The sequence below is a fragment of the Exiguobacterium sp. s5 genome, from assembly GCF_018618075.1.
GTDB lineage: Bacteria > Bacillota > Bacilli > Exiguobacteriales > Exiguobacteriaceae > Exiguobacterium > Exiguobacterium mexicanum_A.
On record NZ_JACSLK010000006.1, the window covers coordinates 83235 to 97757 of the forward strand.

Consider the following 14523-nt stretch of genomic DNA (forward strand, 5'->3'; position numbering starts at 1 on the left):
CTCGTTATCGTGTCACAAATAAGTAAAAGACCGACGACCACATGGCAATGATGACGCCAGCGACAATCATGACCGATGTGAACGTGCCTTTTAAGTTCGGTTCTTGTCCATCGTTTTTCTCCACGTGAAGGACCCCTTTCCCTTTGATTTCCACTTTCATTGTATGAAAAGGGGCACTGATTAATATGTGACATTTGTCACTTCAAAAGTGACAATCACATCAAATTTGCGTAGTTTCCACACATAAAGTTCACATTTGAAAAAAAGGCATACAAAAAAGGCGATTGCTCCGACATCAGTCGGTCCAATCACCTGTTCATGTTCTCATGTTGTGACGCCGCACGTTTTTCAACGCTTATGAACGGCAAGTCAAAGCCGACAAATACCGGCGGGACAGCCTTCGCAGTAACATAGCTCTTTTAGGAAATCGATGTCATGCAACACCATCGATGTCGGAGTCGTCGTTAACACGCCTTCTTTCCGCCACTGGTTCATCATTCGATTGACCGTTTCGCGAGGTGCACCGATCAATTGTCCGAGTTCGCCGTCAGACGGATGTCTCGGAACTGTGACCCCCTCTGTCTCCTCTACGCCGTGCATTGCCGCCATGCGAAGCAACGTCGAGGCGAGCGCCCCTGGCTTCCCATACAGCAACAAGTCACGCAACTTCATCTCGGACTGTTTACGCATCATCGAAGTCCAACGCAACACCTCCGTAGCCAGCTGCGCGTCTTGACGCACGAGCTCGTCCATCTCTTGTTTTGAAATCCAGCCGATGACACTGTCCTCGGTCGTCTCGATACTGTAGGAGCTCGGGAATACATCGTCGATGTCGAACTCTCCAAAGAAGTCGTCAGCGCCGTATATGAACATGATGAGCGAACTCCCTTTTTTCGTCAGTTTCGTGAATTTGACGGTACCGCTCTTCAAATAAAAGAACTTACTGCATTTTTCTCCTTCCCAACAAACGATACTCGCTTTTGAATATTCTTGAAACGTCATCATCTCGAATAAGAGCTGTTTCGTCTCTTCTGAGAAGACGAAGCTGTTCGGTTGGGTCGTCCCACATTTCATAGTCATGTTGTCTGCTCCCTCCACTGGTCTCATGCCTAATCTGGCCTCGTGCGTGATATATGGTTTTATTATACAGGAGGGCAATGGGCATTTTCATAAAAGTATGTGACATTTCAAACAATCTTCTTATTTTTTCGTTCACAAAAAAAAGACTGCAGGCTCTCTGCAGTCTAATCCAATCATCGGTAGACGAATCGAATCAACTTCTCGGCTCCTTTGAAGTTCGGATAACGAACCGGTAAATCAAATTTCGTCGTATTGCGTAAAATCGATTTGGCATGGCTGAACGTCTCAAAGCTGTAGCGACCATGATACGAGCCCATTCCGCTCTCACCGACGCCACCGAACGGCAGGTTCGGGTTCGTCAAATGCATAAGGACATCATTGACACAACCTCCGCCAAACGTGAGATGCTTCATCACCTTCTGCTCCACCTCTTTCGTCTCAGTGAACAAATAGAGCGCGAGCGGGTGTGGGCGCGCTGCGACGAAATCAATCACTTCGTCGAGTTGACGATACGTGAGTACCGGTAGAATCGGCCCAAAAATCTCATCCTTCATAACGTTTGCGTCTTCTTCGATGTCCGTCAATACAGTCGGAGCGATCTTCAATTGATCTCGGTCGGTCTGACCTCCGAAAAATACGTCGCCTTCCGTCAAATATCCGATCAAGCGGTCGAAATGTGTCTCATTGACGATTCGTGTGAACCGCTTCGTCCCGACGCCATTCCCGAACATCGTGAACGCTTCACGTTTAATGGCTTCGAGGAATACCTCTCGTTTCGATTCATGGACGAGGACATAGTCTGGAGCGACGCACGTTTGCCCGGCGTTCATCCATTTGCCCCAAGCGATCCGTTTCGCCGCAATCTCGATATTGGCATCGTCATGGACGATGGCCGGCGATTTCCCGCCGAGCTCAAGCGTGACCGGCGTCAAATGTTTTGCCGCCGCCTCCATGACAATTTTTCCGACCGGTGTCGACCCAGTGAAGAAGATATGGTCCCACTTCTTTGCGAGCAGTTCCGTCGCCACGTCTTTATCTCCTTCGACGCTGACGACGTAGCGGTCAGTGAACGCCCGTTCGAGCACTTTTGTGATTATTTGGGCGACGTTCGGTGTCAATTCCGAAGGCTTCACGACGGCCGTGTTCCCTGCGGCAATCGCTCCGATGAGCGGTGCCATCGCCAATTGAAACGGGTAGTTCCATGGAGCGATAATCAGTACCGTGCCATAAGGTTCATACATGACCTCACTTTTCGTCCCGAGATGAATCGAAGCACCGCGGACTCGCTTCGGGCGCATCCAACGTTTCAACTCACGAGTCGTCCGTGTAATCTCATCGTAGACGAAACCAATCTCCGTCGTGAACGCGTCGAGTTCCGATTTGTTCAAATCCTGCTCCAACGCTTGGAGAATTTCGGCCTCATGATGTTTAATCGATTCTTTTAAAAACGTCAGCATACTGAGACGGAATGCGAGCGATTTGGTCGCTTGGGTCCGATAGAAGCGACGTTGTTTACGGATGAGCTCTTCGATGGTCAACTGTTCGATTGGTGCGAGCATAAATCTGCCTCCCTTAGATGATAGCGCTAGCTTCATCTTATCATTTTCTCTTGGCCATCGACCATTTTGAACCTTCGCTCCGCACACTCTCGGTCTGCCTTATCTCACGGGCACGTTTCGCTTTTTCGCTTGTTGCATCATGACGAGAACCAACCCGGCGGCGAGTAAGATGCCTCCGGTCACCGTGAATTTTTGCGTCAACGTGATGGAAAGCCAGCCTAAAAAAGCCGAGCCCGTTACCGTCCCAAGCGAGAAGAAGGCATAAAAATATCCGTAGGATTTGCCACGGTTGGCATGGTTGGTGGCTTTGATCAACATCGTGTTGATGGCTGGGAATAAGATCGCGAAACCGACACCGTACAAGGCGAGCACCCCGTATAAGAGACTAGATGTCTCGGCACGGCCGATCAACAGTTGGCTCACACCAAGAATGCCGACACCGAGTGCCGCAAGTTTCGCTGGTTCGATTTGATCGAACAAACGGTTCGTCGGTAACACAAATACGAGCACCGCCATGATTCCGAACGTACTAAGCAGTGTCCCGCTCAAGCGGGAGTCATAGCCGAGCGACTGTACATAAAGTGGTAGCAAGAACGCGATCGCACCTTGCGAGAACATTAAAAGGAAGGCACCGATATACGCCTTCACGACGTCACGTTCAAGCCGTGATTTCCCTTCCTCTTGACGGCTCGATGTTCCGAGCGACAGTTTCGACGGACGTAAAAAGATGAGTGCGAGTAATGCGACCATCGCCCCATAAAACGCGACGTATGTGAAAACGACGGGGACGGTCGTTCGGCTCGCCATGATCCCACTGAACGCCGGCCCGATGATGGCCGCCAACCCGACAAAACTGCCGGTCAATGCCACTTTCTTCCCTTGACGGTTCGCGGCGGTCAAATTGGCAGACAACGTGAACGCAGCTGGGACAATTAAACCCGCTACAAAGCCGTGCACGATCCGGACGATGAGAAGCGTCGTCGATGTGTCGACGAAATGGTATGACAATAGACTGAGGCTCGATAGCCCGAGACCGACGAATAAGATGACGATCGGACCGATCCGGTCAGTCCAGATTCCCGATAAAATGTTGCCGAACGTGTTCGACAACGAATAAATGGCAATGACGAGTCCGGCGATGAACGGTGTCGCACCGACCGATGTCGCGAACGTGCTCATGACCGGAAGCTGGGCAAAAAGATCAAAGAAAGCAAAAAAGACGATACTATAAATGACAAAAGCAGATGCTTTGTTCATAGTCACAACTCCTTGGTACAGCCCGATTTTCGAACTGTTCGTTTCAGCTTCAGTCTAGCTTGCCGGTTTCACTTTGTATACACGGGAAGGCGCACGGACACAAAAATGCCCTACAAACCAGTGGCTTGTAGGGCATTTGCATCAGTTCGTGACTTCGACCGCTGTATCGAGTGCGACACGGATCATCTCGTCAAACGTCGTTTGACGTTCTTCGGATGTCGTCTCTTCTCCTGTCAACAAGTGGTCTGAGATCGTAAGGATCGTCAACGCGTTCACTTTATGTTTCGCAGCGAGTGTGTAGAGTCCTGCCGCCTCCATCTCGATGGCGAGGCAACCGAAGTCGGCCCACTTCTTGAAATGGTGGAAATCATCTTGATAGAATTGGTCGGCTGTGAAGATTTGACCGACTTTGACCGGGATGCCGGCCTTTTCAGCGTTCATATAAGCGCGATGTAGGAGGTCGAACGTCGCTGTCGGTGCATAGTCCATCCCGTTGAAGCGCACACGGTTTTGACCCATCTCACTCGATGCGCTCATCGCGATGACGACGTCACGTACTTTAACGTCTTCTTGAATCCCACCGGCCGTACCGACACGGATCAAGTTTTTCGCGCCGTATGACATGATCAATTCGTTCACGTAAATCGACATCGATGGAACGCCCATTCCTGTCCCTTGAACCGAAATGCGTTTCCCTTTATATGTTCCTGTGAAGCCATACATCCCGCGGACCTCGTTATATAACTCGACGTCCTCAAGGAACGTTTCCGCGATATATTTCGCGCGAAGCGGATCTCCCGGTAACAATACCGTTTCTGCGATTTGTCCTGGTTCTGCCCCAATGTGTACACTCATGATTAAATTCCTCCTTCAAGATAGTCGGTGACACTGCTCCCGATATTCATTCGGGGTGATGCCAACCTGTTTTTTAAAGACTTTCCGGAAATATTTATCATCCGAAAAGCCGACCGCTTGGGCGACTTCATAAATACGTTGTCTACTCGTCTCAAGGAGACGTTTCGCCTCGAGCATCCGGATCGACAGCAAATATTCGGATAAGTTGACGCCGTACTGTTGTTTGAAGCGACGCGATATGTATTCGCGGCTCAAGTAAAAGCGCTCGCTCATCCCTTGTAAGCTGAGTTCTTCCGCATAATGGCGCTCGATGAACGCACCAATCTGTAGAATCGGATCCGCTTCATCAGGCGTGACGTCAGCAAGAGCGCGTGCAAGCGTCTCATTCAAGACGTCCGGGTCGATCGGCTTCAACAAGTAATCAAAACTACCGAGCTGAATCGCACGCCGCATGTACGAATATTCGTCATAACCGGTCAATACGATTAGCTTGGTCGCCTCAGCTTCCTTATGAACCCATTCCATCAGCTCGATGCCGTTACAACGAGGCATCTGCAGGTCCGATAAAATCAGTGCCGGCCGTTCCTTGGCGATGATTCGTTTCGCTTCTTCCCCGTCCTGCGCCTCGATCACTTTCGTGACGCCGAGCTGTTCCCACTCCCCGAGCAGTTTCACCGCTTCCCGTACCGGCGACTCATCATCGACGATCAATACTTTCGTCATGACGCATCCGCCTCCTTTACAGCCGGGAAACGCATGACAATACGAAATCCGCCTGTCTCTGGTGTAGCCAACATAAACTGAGCCTCCCGATTATAGTTTAACATGAGTCGATCCCGAATGTTCTTTAAACCGGTGCCTTCTGCACCATTCAAAGGTTGGGTCGACTTCTCAATCCGTTCTTTTAACAGCGCTAGCTCTTCGTCCGAGATATCGCGTCCGCTATTCTCACATCGAATCACGAGATCTGGCCCTGCTTGGTGAATCCGGACCGAGAAGCGGTTCGCTTCTGTCGCACCGTCCCGCTCAAATCCATGCTTAAAGAAGTTCTCGGCGAGCGGCTGCAAAATCATCTTCGGTACGGTCAAGTCGAGGAGCGTCTCCGGCACGTCGACCTCGATCTCAAATTGATCCGGGAACCGGACTTGCTGCAGCCGAATGTAAGACGTGAGGTGGTCGACTTCTCGCCTAAGCGTCACGAGCGACTCGTCCGGATGCATCGTGTAACGCATCATCGACGAGAGTTGGGTAATCAGACGGTACACCGTCTTACCGTCCCCTTTCAACGCGAGCGTCCCAATCGACTGCAAGGCGTTGAATAAAAAATGTGGGTTTGTCTGGGCTTGGAGCGCTCTCAGTTCATTCGTCCGATTTTCGAGCGCCAGACGATACTCGCGTTGAATCAAATCGTCAATGCGTTCGATCATCCGTTTGAATTGCCGTCCGAGCACACCGAACTCATCATTTCCCAGGGAATCGAACGAGACTGTCATATCCCCTTGTTCAATGCGCCATATATTAGATGTCAGTGTCTTGATCGGGGTCGTCAAGCGCATCGAAGCGTAGGTCGCACCGATCAACGCCAATACGAGCGACACCATCCCAACAACGAAGATGATAAACGATGTCCGCGATGCCGGTTCGGTCAACAGACGATCTGGAATCGATTTCCCGACGTAAAACGTCTGGTTCTCAAACTCGAACGATTTGACAATACGGTGATGCTTCCCGTCGCTCGACAACGAGTTCGTCGACACGTTTTGCGGGATTTCACCGTCACCGAGTTGCGCGAACACTTGATTACCGCCTCCGATGAACCAGAGGCTCTCAGTCGGGTTGTTCTGTAACGAGGCGAGCTGACCGATGAAGACGTCTTCCGGGATATCAATGGAAAGAATCGCGAGCGGCTGGTCCGTCTCAATCTTATCGAGCCGAAAATGAAGCGTGACGACCTCTTCTTCCGAGACGAGCGGACCGAAATCATGATACGGCACAAGCGGATGCGAGGCCTCGAGCAGGACGCGACTCTCTTCATCCTTCAACAACTGCTGTTGAATCGCACTCGGTTGCTGTTTCGAACGCGGGGACACTTTCATTTTATAAGCGGCGAACGAGTCCATGTCCTCGAGCATGAGCAGTTGAATCTGGGCCACATCCTCGCGGGACAAGTACATTCCGAGGAGCGCCCGTCTCACTTCCAATTCGGTCTGCTGAAGGGATAGCCCCGGCCCATACTCGAGAATATCGAGCACGTCCCGGTTCGCATATAGACTTGTCGGCAGGCGGCTCAAGTCCGAGATATATCGCTCCATTTGCAGCGTCCCACGCTCAAGCGACCATTCGGTGAGCTGGAGCCCCCGCTCTCGCTCCCTGTCTTTGACGTACCAAAAAGAAATGACCGTCGCCAAAATGACGGGAACGATAATCGTCAAAGCGATCATTCCCGTCAGCTTCGTCCGAATGCTCATCCACGTATCGCCTCCTCGCTGTCATTATATCACGGCTTATGCAAGCGTTTGCAATAGCTGTTATTAAAAAGGTTTATGGCCACACGCATGGCCATAAACCTCTCTGTTCACTCGTACGATTGAATCAATTCGATGATTCCTGTTGGTTGACCCGAGTCGGCAGCGAGTTCAGCCGGGGTCATCCCGTCCTCGTTCTCGAGGGACACGTCGGCACCGCTCTCGAGCAACAGCTCGACCGTGTCGATGTCCGCGCCTTCCCCGTATAACAAGTTATGGAGCGGCGTATCGCCATACAGATCTTGCGTGTTGACGTCGGCACCGTCCGCCAGCAATGCCGCGAACTCTTCGTACGATGCATCGTTATAGGCAAGTTCTTGAATCGGTTCTTCTGACATCGCATCAAGTGAGCCGATGCCTTCCGATAAGCCCGTCAATCCATCGCTCGTGAACAACCAGGCGACGATGGCCACGTTGACAATGACGCTCAAGATGATCGTGCTGATAATCGAGCCTTTGACGTATCCGGCCGTCTTGAAGACCGGAACGTTCGTTTCACCCGCGTTCGTCGCGATGGCCGCAATCCGTTTCGGGAGCGGCGGATGCGTCGATAACAGCTCGCTCAACTTGGCGATAAATCCGTTCTCACGGCTCGCTTCGTACAAGTAGTCAAACTCGCTCACTTCTTTTGCCAACTTCCCACCGATCGCAAGAATCGTGAGGGCACGTTTCGATGCGGCTTGGTCTTGAATGTAGTGGGCGGCCATGCGGTCACACGTAAATTCACAGGCGCGCGAATAGGCAGACCCTAAAAACGGGATCCAGCCGCCGAGCATCATGGCCCACTGTTTTTGAACGTGATTACGGCGAATGTGTGCCAGTTCATGCGCAATGACAAACTCGACTTCTTTCGTGTACCCATCACGTGACAACTCGACGATATCCGAATACAAGATGACCATGTTCTTTTGGAAGAAACGTGTCGCGAAAGCGTTCAAGACGCCCCCGGCTTGAAGAATATAGACGTCCGGGAGTAGGCGAATCCCCATCTCTTGCCCGACACGCTGATACGTATGATGCAAGTCGGCGAATTGACGCTCTGTCACTTTGACGCCGTTCGTGCGAATATATCCGATTTGAAGCCAGTGCGTGAATAGAGACAGTGCTAAAATCGTTCCGATTATCCATAAAAAAATACCGAGTGAGGCGATTGTGAAGACGATTCCTAACACCACCGTCAACACGCTGGCCGCGACGAGCAGTCCAAAATACAGCTTTTCGTTCTTATGTACCAATTGCGATTGTTTCATGTAAAATTCCCCTTCATTTTCCATATGAAGTCCATTATACCTGATAATTGGATATCGACAACAAAAAAATAGAAACTGACACGGGTGTCAGTTTCTATTCGAGGGTCAAGCGATACAGCTGATCATCCTCATTGCTCGGATTTCCGCGTCCATCCGTATTGTTCGTGATGAAGTAGAGCTCTCCGTCTCCTAACCAGACATCACGGATACGCCCTTTGTCCTCGACGAGCGGGGTGACCTCTTTTGTCTCTCGGTCGATGGCAACAAGGCGATTCCCCCGAAGCGTCGCCATGTATACGTAACGGTCGTCCGCCGCGATTCCCGAAGGTGCCCACGACGTCTCCCCGACTTCGAACCACGGTGTCTCGAGACCATCTTGTTCCTGGTCTGCCTCGATGAGCGGCCAGCCATAGTTGTTTCCCCGCTCGAGAATGTTCACTTCATCGTGACCGGACGCCCCATGTTCACTCGCATAGAGCGTGTCGCCAACTTTCGTCAAACCTTGGGGATTGCGGTGGCCCGACGAATAAATCCAATCGGTCGGCTCGCCTGTTCCGGATAAGGACACCCGTAACACTTTTCCGGCAATCGACGTCTCATCTTGAGCGAGATCCGGAACGAGGGCGTCTCCCGTGGTGACCCAAAGTGCGTCGCCATCGAGCAATAAGCGGCCGCCGTTGTGGAACTGGGCGCCTGGGATCTCATCGAGCACGACAGCCGTCTCTTCAAAGCGCTCCCCGTCCCACGTCAATTCGACGACCCGGTTTCGTACGTCCCCAGGTGTCCCGTACGTATGATAGGCGTACACTTGTCGGGATGTCGTGAAATCTGTTGTCAAGGCCAGGCCGAGTAAACCACCCTCGCCGATTTCGAGCACATCTTCTTCGAGGACGACCGGTTGTCGATCGAGATTCCCGTCCGCATCGATGACGGCGATTGTGCCACCTCGTTCCGAGATAAGCCATCCTTCGTCGGTCCTTACCATCGACCACGGTACGTCCAATTGCTTAACGACAGACTCGCTCGCACCGAATGTCAGCGAATCGTCTGCTTCCGATGTTGGTGCATCGCCTGGTGTATCTTCCGCAGGTGTTTCTTCGGTCGACTCTTCGACCGGAGTCTCTTCTGGCGCCGGTGCGTCAGCAGGTTCCGATGCACAACCTGCTAATACGGCAAGAGATAACACAAGGATCCATCGTTTCAACATGATCGCCTCCTTTTCACCATCATATCGTGTCTTTAGTTGTCGCGTGAAGGTTCGGGTGGGTTAGCTGGTAAACGAAGCGCGATCAACAACGCGATGAACGCCGCGAGTGCCGCTCCGATGAAGACAGTATTCAATCCTGTGGCGATGAGTTGCTCGCCTTGGAGCCGGACCGTCGTGTTTAACGTCTCGGTGACGCTTCGATTAAAGAACGATTCGAGTGATACGTCGCTCAAGCCCGCCTCGTCACGGAAGCCACTGAGCACGATAAAGTTGAATACTGCACCAAACACGGCAACACCGAGCGTCTGACCGACGGTACTCAAAAATGAGTTTGCGGCCGTCGCGGTCCCGCGTTGCCGGTAAGATACGACGGTCTGCAAGACGACGATGAACATCGGTTGCGACAAGCCGAACCCGACGCCAATAATGGCGACAGCGAGATAGACCCACGCGTCCGCGCTCGCCGGGTTCATGAGCGTTAAAATAATCGTCCCAATCAAGAGCAGGCTCATTCCCGTGACGGCTCGGCGGCGTGGTGAGGCCGCCCCAAGCGTCCGACCGCCAATGATGGACGTGAATGTCCAAGCGACCGAGAGTGGCATGAGCATGAATCCGGCTTCGGTCGCTGATTTCCCAAGGACGGCCTGTGCCCAAATCGGGATATAGGCCGACATTGACACGAGGACCCACGCTGCGAAGAAGACGGCCCCATTGATCGACGCGATGATTGGTTGTTTCAATAATTCGAGTGGCAACAACGGTGTCTTCGCCCGTCGTTCCGATAAGAAGAAACTGGTGAGCAAGATGACGCTGAAGACGGCACTGGCGACGACCGAGGCCGTCCAGACGTTCGTCTCGCTGAACGTGATCAGCCCATACAAGAACGCCGTCGTACCGAACGCGAACAACAGCGCTCCTTTGACGTCAATCCGTTCCGTCGTCTCGGTCACGGTCTCTTTATAGAACGTGACGATCATGATGAACGATAAAAGTGCGAACGGTACGTTCAATAAGAAGACGTAACGCCAAGACAACGTCTCGACCAAGAACCCGCCGATGACCGGACCGAGCACGCCCGATACGCCCCACACCGCGCTCAAAATCCCTTGAATCTTGCCGCGCTCTTCGTATTTATACAAATCGCCGATAATCGTCATCGAGATCGGTAATACCGCACCGGCGCCGAGCCCTTGAAGCGCCCGGAAGACAATCAGTTGTTCCATCGATGTGGCAAGTCCGCAAAGAAGTGAGGCGAGCGTGAACAGCCCGATTCCAAATAACAGGACACGCTTTCGGCCGAACAGATCGGCCACCTTCCCATAGATTGGTGTCGATACCGCCGTGAACAGCAAGAAGGCGGCAAACACCCAGCTCACGAGGGCAGCCCCATTCAATTCGCTCGCGATGACCGGCGTTGCGACGGAGACGACCGTCCCTTCAATCGCCGCTAAAAAAGTCGCCAACAACAGCGCGACCGTAACATTCTTTCTCATTTGTTTCATCTCCCCAATAAAATAGTGGTGCCGGAAGGTTCCGAGCACCACTTCAACTGTCTATTATTTTGTGCGAGCCGCGCCGGTTTGACAAGCCTCAACTTCCGATTCGAAAAAGAAACGTTTGATTTCAGCATAAGCCGCCGCTTCGTCCGTGACGAGGACGCGACCTGCAAGCCGACCGTCCTTGAGCATCCATACTTCATCAGCGAGCATCGCTGCCACATCAAGCTGGTGTGTCGAGCAGACGATCGTCGCACCACGCTCAGCTTCTTCCCGCAACAAGCCACCGAGCAGACGCATCCAAGTCGGATCGAGTCCGTTCGTCGGTTCATCGAGGAGCAAGATGTCAGGTTTCGTCACGAGCGCCTGCGCCAGTAGGAGACGTTGACGCATCCCTTTCGACAACTTCCCGACGGCTCGGTTTCTCAATCCATCGAGACCGACGCGCTCCAACAGCGCTAAATCCGGTTTCACGCCTTGCCATAATGCGTAATAGGCGTACGTCTCACCCACGGTCCAAGACGGATCGAACGCAAAGTCGTCTGGCATGTATCCAAACGTCCGATGGTACACCTTCCCGTCATCGATCGTTCGACCGTTCAAGGACACGCTCCCGACGCTTGGGGGAATCGTGCCGTTCATAAGATTCAACAGCGTCGACTTCCCAGCCCCGTTGCTGCCGCATAAAGCGACGACCTGGCCTGAGTCAATCGCACCGTCAAGCGGATGGAGCGCCCATGACTCGCCGTATCGTTTTCCCACTTGATTAAGTTGAATCATGTCGACCCTCCCGTCGTAACCACCACGCCGCCGCGCCCAACATACTGAGAATGACCCCGATGATCGTCGCACCGACGACAGCCGTACCGACCGGGCCGTCGAGCCACCCAATAAACGTCTCATAGATGGCCCCGAACAAATCGGGGGCCGCCAATACTGCGCTCACCCAGACGCGCAACAACTCAAATCCGTTCAAAAACAAGGCGCCGACCATCGCTTCCGCCTGAACACCGTATGGTATCCACGCAATGACACTGACGAGCACCGTCGGCCATAACAAAATCAAGACAGTCCAAACGAGGAAAGACATGAGGACGGCTTGAAGCCGATTTCGACCGATGACGCCAACGAATGTCCCGAACGCCGCCCCATACGCGATGAGCCCAAGCGAATATGCCCAAAGGACGACCCACGTCTTGAGAGGCATCGATACGAAGAATGACGAGAGCGCATAGGCGAGCGTGACAATTAAAGCCTGCGTCGCGAGAAAGGCGGTGTAACGCATCCAGACGAGGTGAAACATCGATAGCGGGTACGTCGTCAAGAGACGCAAACGTTTCGACTCCCGCTCCCCTCCCCACTGGAGCGCCGTCGTCAACATGACGAAAAGCGGTAAGACGAGTCCGATGATGGTGAGTAATGTCGCGTTGACGTTCGTGTAGGCGGTCGCCACCGGTAGCGCTTGTCCGAGACCGCCAAGCAGCACGAGCGTCACCATCCAGGTGAACAGGAAGACGTAACTCTCTTTTTGACGTAACGTGCGCGACCACTCGATCCGCCACAGCATCATTTACTGTCCGTGGCCTTCTGAGGAATCATTCTCACTCATCTTGCTGTCATCATCTGCGTTCATCTTTTTATGCTGTTTCATTTCCCCGCGCTCCCATGAATGGTCTTTCAAGTCGTCGAGGTCCATGACCATGCCGCCGTTCTCGTCCACGTATGCCTCAGCATCCGCTTCCTTCGCAAACGAGACGATATTGTAAGCCATCGGTGTCTTCGACATCTTATCGTAGACGAATGTTCCTTCTTCAAGGTCGACCCATTCTTTCGTGTTGTAGTCTTTGACGTACATAGCTGCGATGTCTTCTTCTGTCTGTTCCGGATACCAGTCCCGCATCAAACAACCGATGTCATCGAATGCATAGCCTTTTCCGTTGTCCATGATTGCCTCGGCAGCGAACTGTTCGTCCATGATTTTCATGTTACATACAACGCATTCGGTCTCGCCCCATTCGATGTCAAACGGTTCCGCCGCCGCGCTTGAACACGCACCTAATGCGAGCGTCAATCCTGATACGGTAAGTAATCCTGCCATCTTCTTATAAGTAATCATCTTGTTTCCTCCCAAATCGCCATAATAAAATCAATAATCCACTTAACACGGTTGCCCCAACCGTTCCCTGCCACTTTAACTCGAACGTCGTCGCCCGTGGCGAAACATCGGTGAGCGTGACCTCGTCGGGGCTCCTGAGGACACGCTCGAGTACGGTCAACCCTGGAGCCCCGTACAGCAATTCAAACGCTTCATACGAATCAGCGAGCAAAAACAAATATGGGTCGGCCCGATACGGGATCTCGCTCTGCCCGTCCTGGGTCAAATCGAGTGTCTGCCCGCCCCATTCGTTGCCGACAATCACGTTATCGGCCGCTTCAAATGATACGACGGGATAGCGATTGTTCGTCACATCGTTCCCGGTCAACGTCATCCCGTTGGCCCGTTTCATCCTTAGGCCGATATCATTTCCGTTCACACCGTTATCATGGATTGTCGTCCATTCCGATTTTTCGGCATAAATGCCGACGCGGTTCCCATAAATCGCATTGGCACGGATGCTCGTTTCAATCGCTTCGAACAGCATGAGTCCCATTCCTGTCGCACCGACTTGATCATAGATTTGTCCATTCTCGATACGGACGCGCTCGGTCCCCATCACCATCGCGCCAGTTTCATTGTTGTGCAGATTCGGGGACACAATCGAGACGTCCGTCGGGAACATAAGATGAACGCCGTATCGTGAGTTCGTGACGAGCGGCCGGGTCAACTCGTGTCCGGTCCCGTTTTCAATATAAATGCCGTCACGGACGTGGTCGACGATGGCTCCTTTGATGACTGTCGCCTCGCTATCCTCGATGGAGATTCCTTCCTCCTCACGCTTCCCTGTCACGTTCGGTCGAATCAACCTGACCCCGTAACTGTTCTCGACGGCGATCCCGGTCCCGGTCGCCTCAATCGTAACGTCGATGACTTGATGGCCGAGTCCCACGACGAGCACCGCGGGTACGGTCGTCCGTTCGCACTGTTCGATCTCGACGTTCTCGAGCACGGCCCCGGTCCCTTCAAGTTGAAACGCAGGATGTTCACAACTACTGAACCGCTTTCCTTCACCGTTAAACGTTTCGTTCGATTGAATCACAATCGGTTCTTTGAGCGACACCGGTTCCTCGTTCGCTTGAACAGTAATCGGTGAGAAGAACCATAACGCGAGTAACCCGCTTAGTCGTTTCATAACC

Annotated in this window: 14 protein-coding genes; all 14 read right to left on the reverse strand. The window is 52.7% G+C overall.

The features are described 5' to 3' along the window. Positions 1–4: 4 nt before the first annotated feature. Positions 5–124: a cytochrome c oxidase subunit 2A gene (locus KNP60_RS12470; protein WP_232819585.1), complete on the reverse strand. Its 120-nt coding sequence runs from the start codon at positions 122–124 to the stop codon at positions 5–7. Between the two features lie 245 nt (positions 125–369). Then, positions 370–1080 carry a Crp/Fnr family transcriptional regulator gene (locus KNP60_RS12475; protein ID WP_034781136.1) on the reverse strand — a complete coding sequence of 237 codons (711 nt, stop codon included), beginning with the start codon at positions 1078–1080 and terminating at the stop codon, positions 370–372. Between the two features lie 173 nt (positions 1081–1253). Continuing rightward, positions 1254–2639: an aldehyde dehydrogenase gene (locus KNP60_RS12480; RefSeq protein WP_214797594.1), complete on the reverse strand. Its 1386-nt coding sequence runs from the start codon at positions 2637–2639 to the stop codon at positions 1254–1256. A 99-nt stretch (positions 2640–2738) separates the two neighbouring features. Further along, positions 2739–3896 carry an MFS transporter gene (locus KNP60_RS12485; protein ID WP_214797595.1) on the reverse strand — a complete coding sequence of 386 codons (1158 nt, stop codon included), beginning with the start codon at positions 3894–3896 and terminating at the stop codon, positions 2739–2741. 141 nt (positions 3897–4037) lie between these two features. Further along, positions 4038–4751 (reverse strand): purine-nucleoside phosphorylase, encoded by a 714-nt coding sequence (gene deoD, locus KNP60_RS12490; RefSeq protein WP_034781140.1) that lies wholly within the window; start codon positions 4749–4751, stop codon positions 4038–4040. Positions 4752–4766: 15 nt separating this feature from the next. Further along, positions 4767–5474, reverse strand: a complete 708-nt coding sequence (locus KNP60_RS12495; protein ID WP_034781142.1) for a response regulator transcription factor — start codon at positions 5472–5474, stop codon at positions 4767–4769. After that, positions 5471–7219: a sensor histidine kinase gene (locus KNP60_RS12500; RefSeq protein ID WP_214797596.1), complete on the reverse strand. Its 1749-nt coding sequence runs from the start codon at positions 7217–7219 to the stop codon at positions 5471–5473. Before KNP60_RS12500 ends, KNP60_RS12495 begins: the two co-directional genes overlap by 4 nt. Positions 7220–7326: 107 nt before the next feature. Continuing rightward, on the reverse strand, positions 7327–8526 hold the full coding sequence (locus KNP60_RS12505) for a M48 family metallopeptidase (RefSeq protein WP_052090278.1): 1200 nt from the start codon (positions 8524–8526) through the stop codon (positions 7327–7329). Positions 8527–8620: 94 nt separating this feature from the next. Beyond that, on the reverse strand, positions 8621–9730 hold the full coding sequence (locus KNP60_RS12510) for a PQQ-dependent sugar dehydrogenase (protein WP_251131398.1): 1110 nt from the start codon (positions 9728–9730) through the stop codon (positions 8621–8623). Between the two features lie 35 nt (positions 9731–9765). Next, positions 9766–11226 (reverse strand): MDR family MFS transporter, encoded by a 1461-nt coding sequence (locus tag KNP60_RS12515; RefSeq protein WP_214797598.1) that lies wholly within the window; start codon positions 11224–11226, stop codon positions 9766–9768. Between the two features lie 63 nt (positions 11227–11289). Next, positions 11290–12009, reverse strand: a complete 720-nt coding sequence (locus KNP60_RS12520; protein ID WP_214797599.1) for an ABC transporter ATP-binding protein — start codon at positions 12007–12009, stop codon at positions 11290–11292. Further along, complete coding sequence (locus tag KNP60_RS12525; protein ID WP_251128358.1) at positions 11996–12799, reverse strand: ABC transporter permease; 804 nt, start codon at positions 12797–12799, stop codon at positions 11996–11998. Before KNP60_RS12525 ends, KNP60_RS12520 begins: the two co-directional genes overlap by 14 nt. Next, positions 12800–13345, reverse strand: coding sequence for a nitrous oxide reductase accessory protein NosL (locus tag KNP60_RS12530; RefSeq protein ID WP_052090279.1), 546 nt, complete (start codon positions 13343–13345; stop codon positions 12800–12802). Continuing rightward, positions 13332–14519 carry a right-handed parallel beta-helix repeat-containing protein gene (locus tag KNP60_RS12535; RefSeq protein ID WP_214754265.1) on the reverse strand — a complete coding sequence of 396 codons (1188 nt, stop codon included), beginning with the start codon at positions 14517–14519 and terminating at the stop codon, positions 13332–13334. The genes KNP60_RS12530 and KNP60_RS12535 overlap by 14 nt, the downstream gene beginning before the upstream one ends. Positions 14520–14523 lie beyond the last annotated feature (4 nt).

Bases quoted from the DNA above. Each gene is read 5' to 3' on its own strand.
- KNP60_RS12475 (WP_034781136.1), bottom strand. From the start codon at position 1,080: ATGACTATGAAATGTGGGACGACCCAACCGAACAGCTTCGTCTTCTCA.
- KNP60_RS12480 (WP_214797594.1), bottom strand. From the start codon at position 2,639: ATGCTCGCACCAATCGAACAGTTGACCATCGAAGAGCTCATCCGTAAA.
- KNP60_RS12485 (WP_214797595.1), bottom strand. From the start codon at position 3,896: ATGAACAAAGCATCTGCTTTTGTCATTTATAGTATCGTCTTTTTTGCT.
- deoD (WP_034781140.1), bottom strand. From the start codon at position 4,751: ATGAGTGTACACATTGGGGCAGAACCAGGACAAATCGCAGAAACGGTA.
- KNP60_RS12495 (WP_034781142.1), bottom strand. From the start codon at position 5,474: ATGACGAAAGTATTGATCGTCGATGATGAGTCGCCGGTACGGGAAGCG.
- KNP60_RS12500 (WP_214797596.1), bottom strand. From the start codon at position 7,219: ATGAGCATTCGGACGAAGCTGACGGGAATGATCGCTTTGACGATTATC.
- KNP60_RS12505 (WP_052090278.1), bottom strand. From the start codon at position 8,526: ATGAAACAATCGCAATTGGTACATAAGAACGAAAAGCTGTATTTTGGA.
- KNP60_RS12515 (WP_214797598.1), bottom strand. From the start codon at position 11,226: ATGAGAAAGAATGTTACGGTCGCGCTGTTGTTGGCGACTTTTTTAGCG.
- KNP60_RS12520 (WP_214797599.1), bottom strand. From the start codon at position 12,009: ATGATTCAACTTAATCAAGTGGGAAAACGATACGGCGAGTCATGGGCG.
- KNP60_RS12525 (WP_251128358.1), bottom strand. From the start codon at position 12,799: ATGATGCTGTGGCGGATCGAGTGGTCGCGCACGTTACGTCAAAAAGAG.
- KNP60_RS12530 (WP_052090279.1), bottom strand. From the start codon at position 13,345: ATGATTACTTATAAGAAGATGGCAGGATTACTTACCGTATCAGGATTG.
- KNP60_RS12535 (WP_214754265.1), bottom strand. From the start codon at position 14,519: ATGAAACGACTAAGCGGGTTACTCGCGTTATGGTTCTTCTCACCGATT.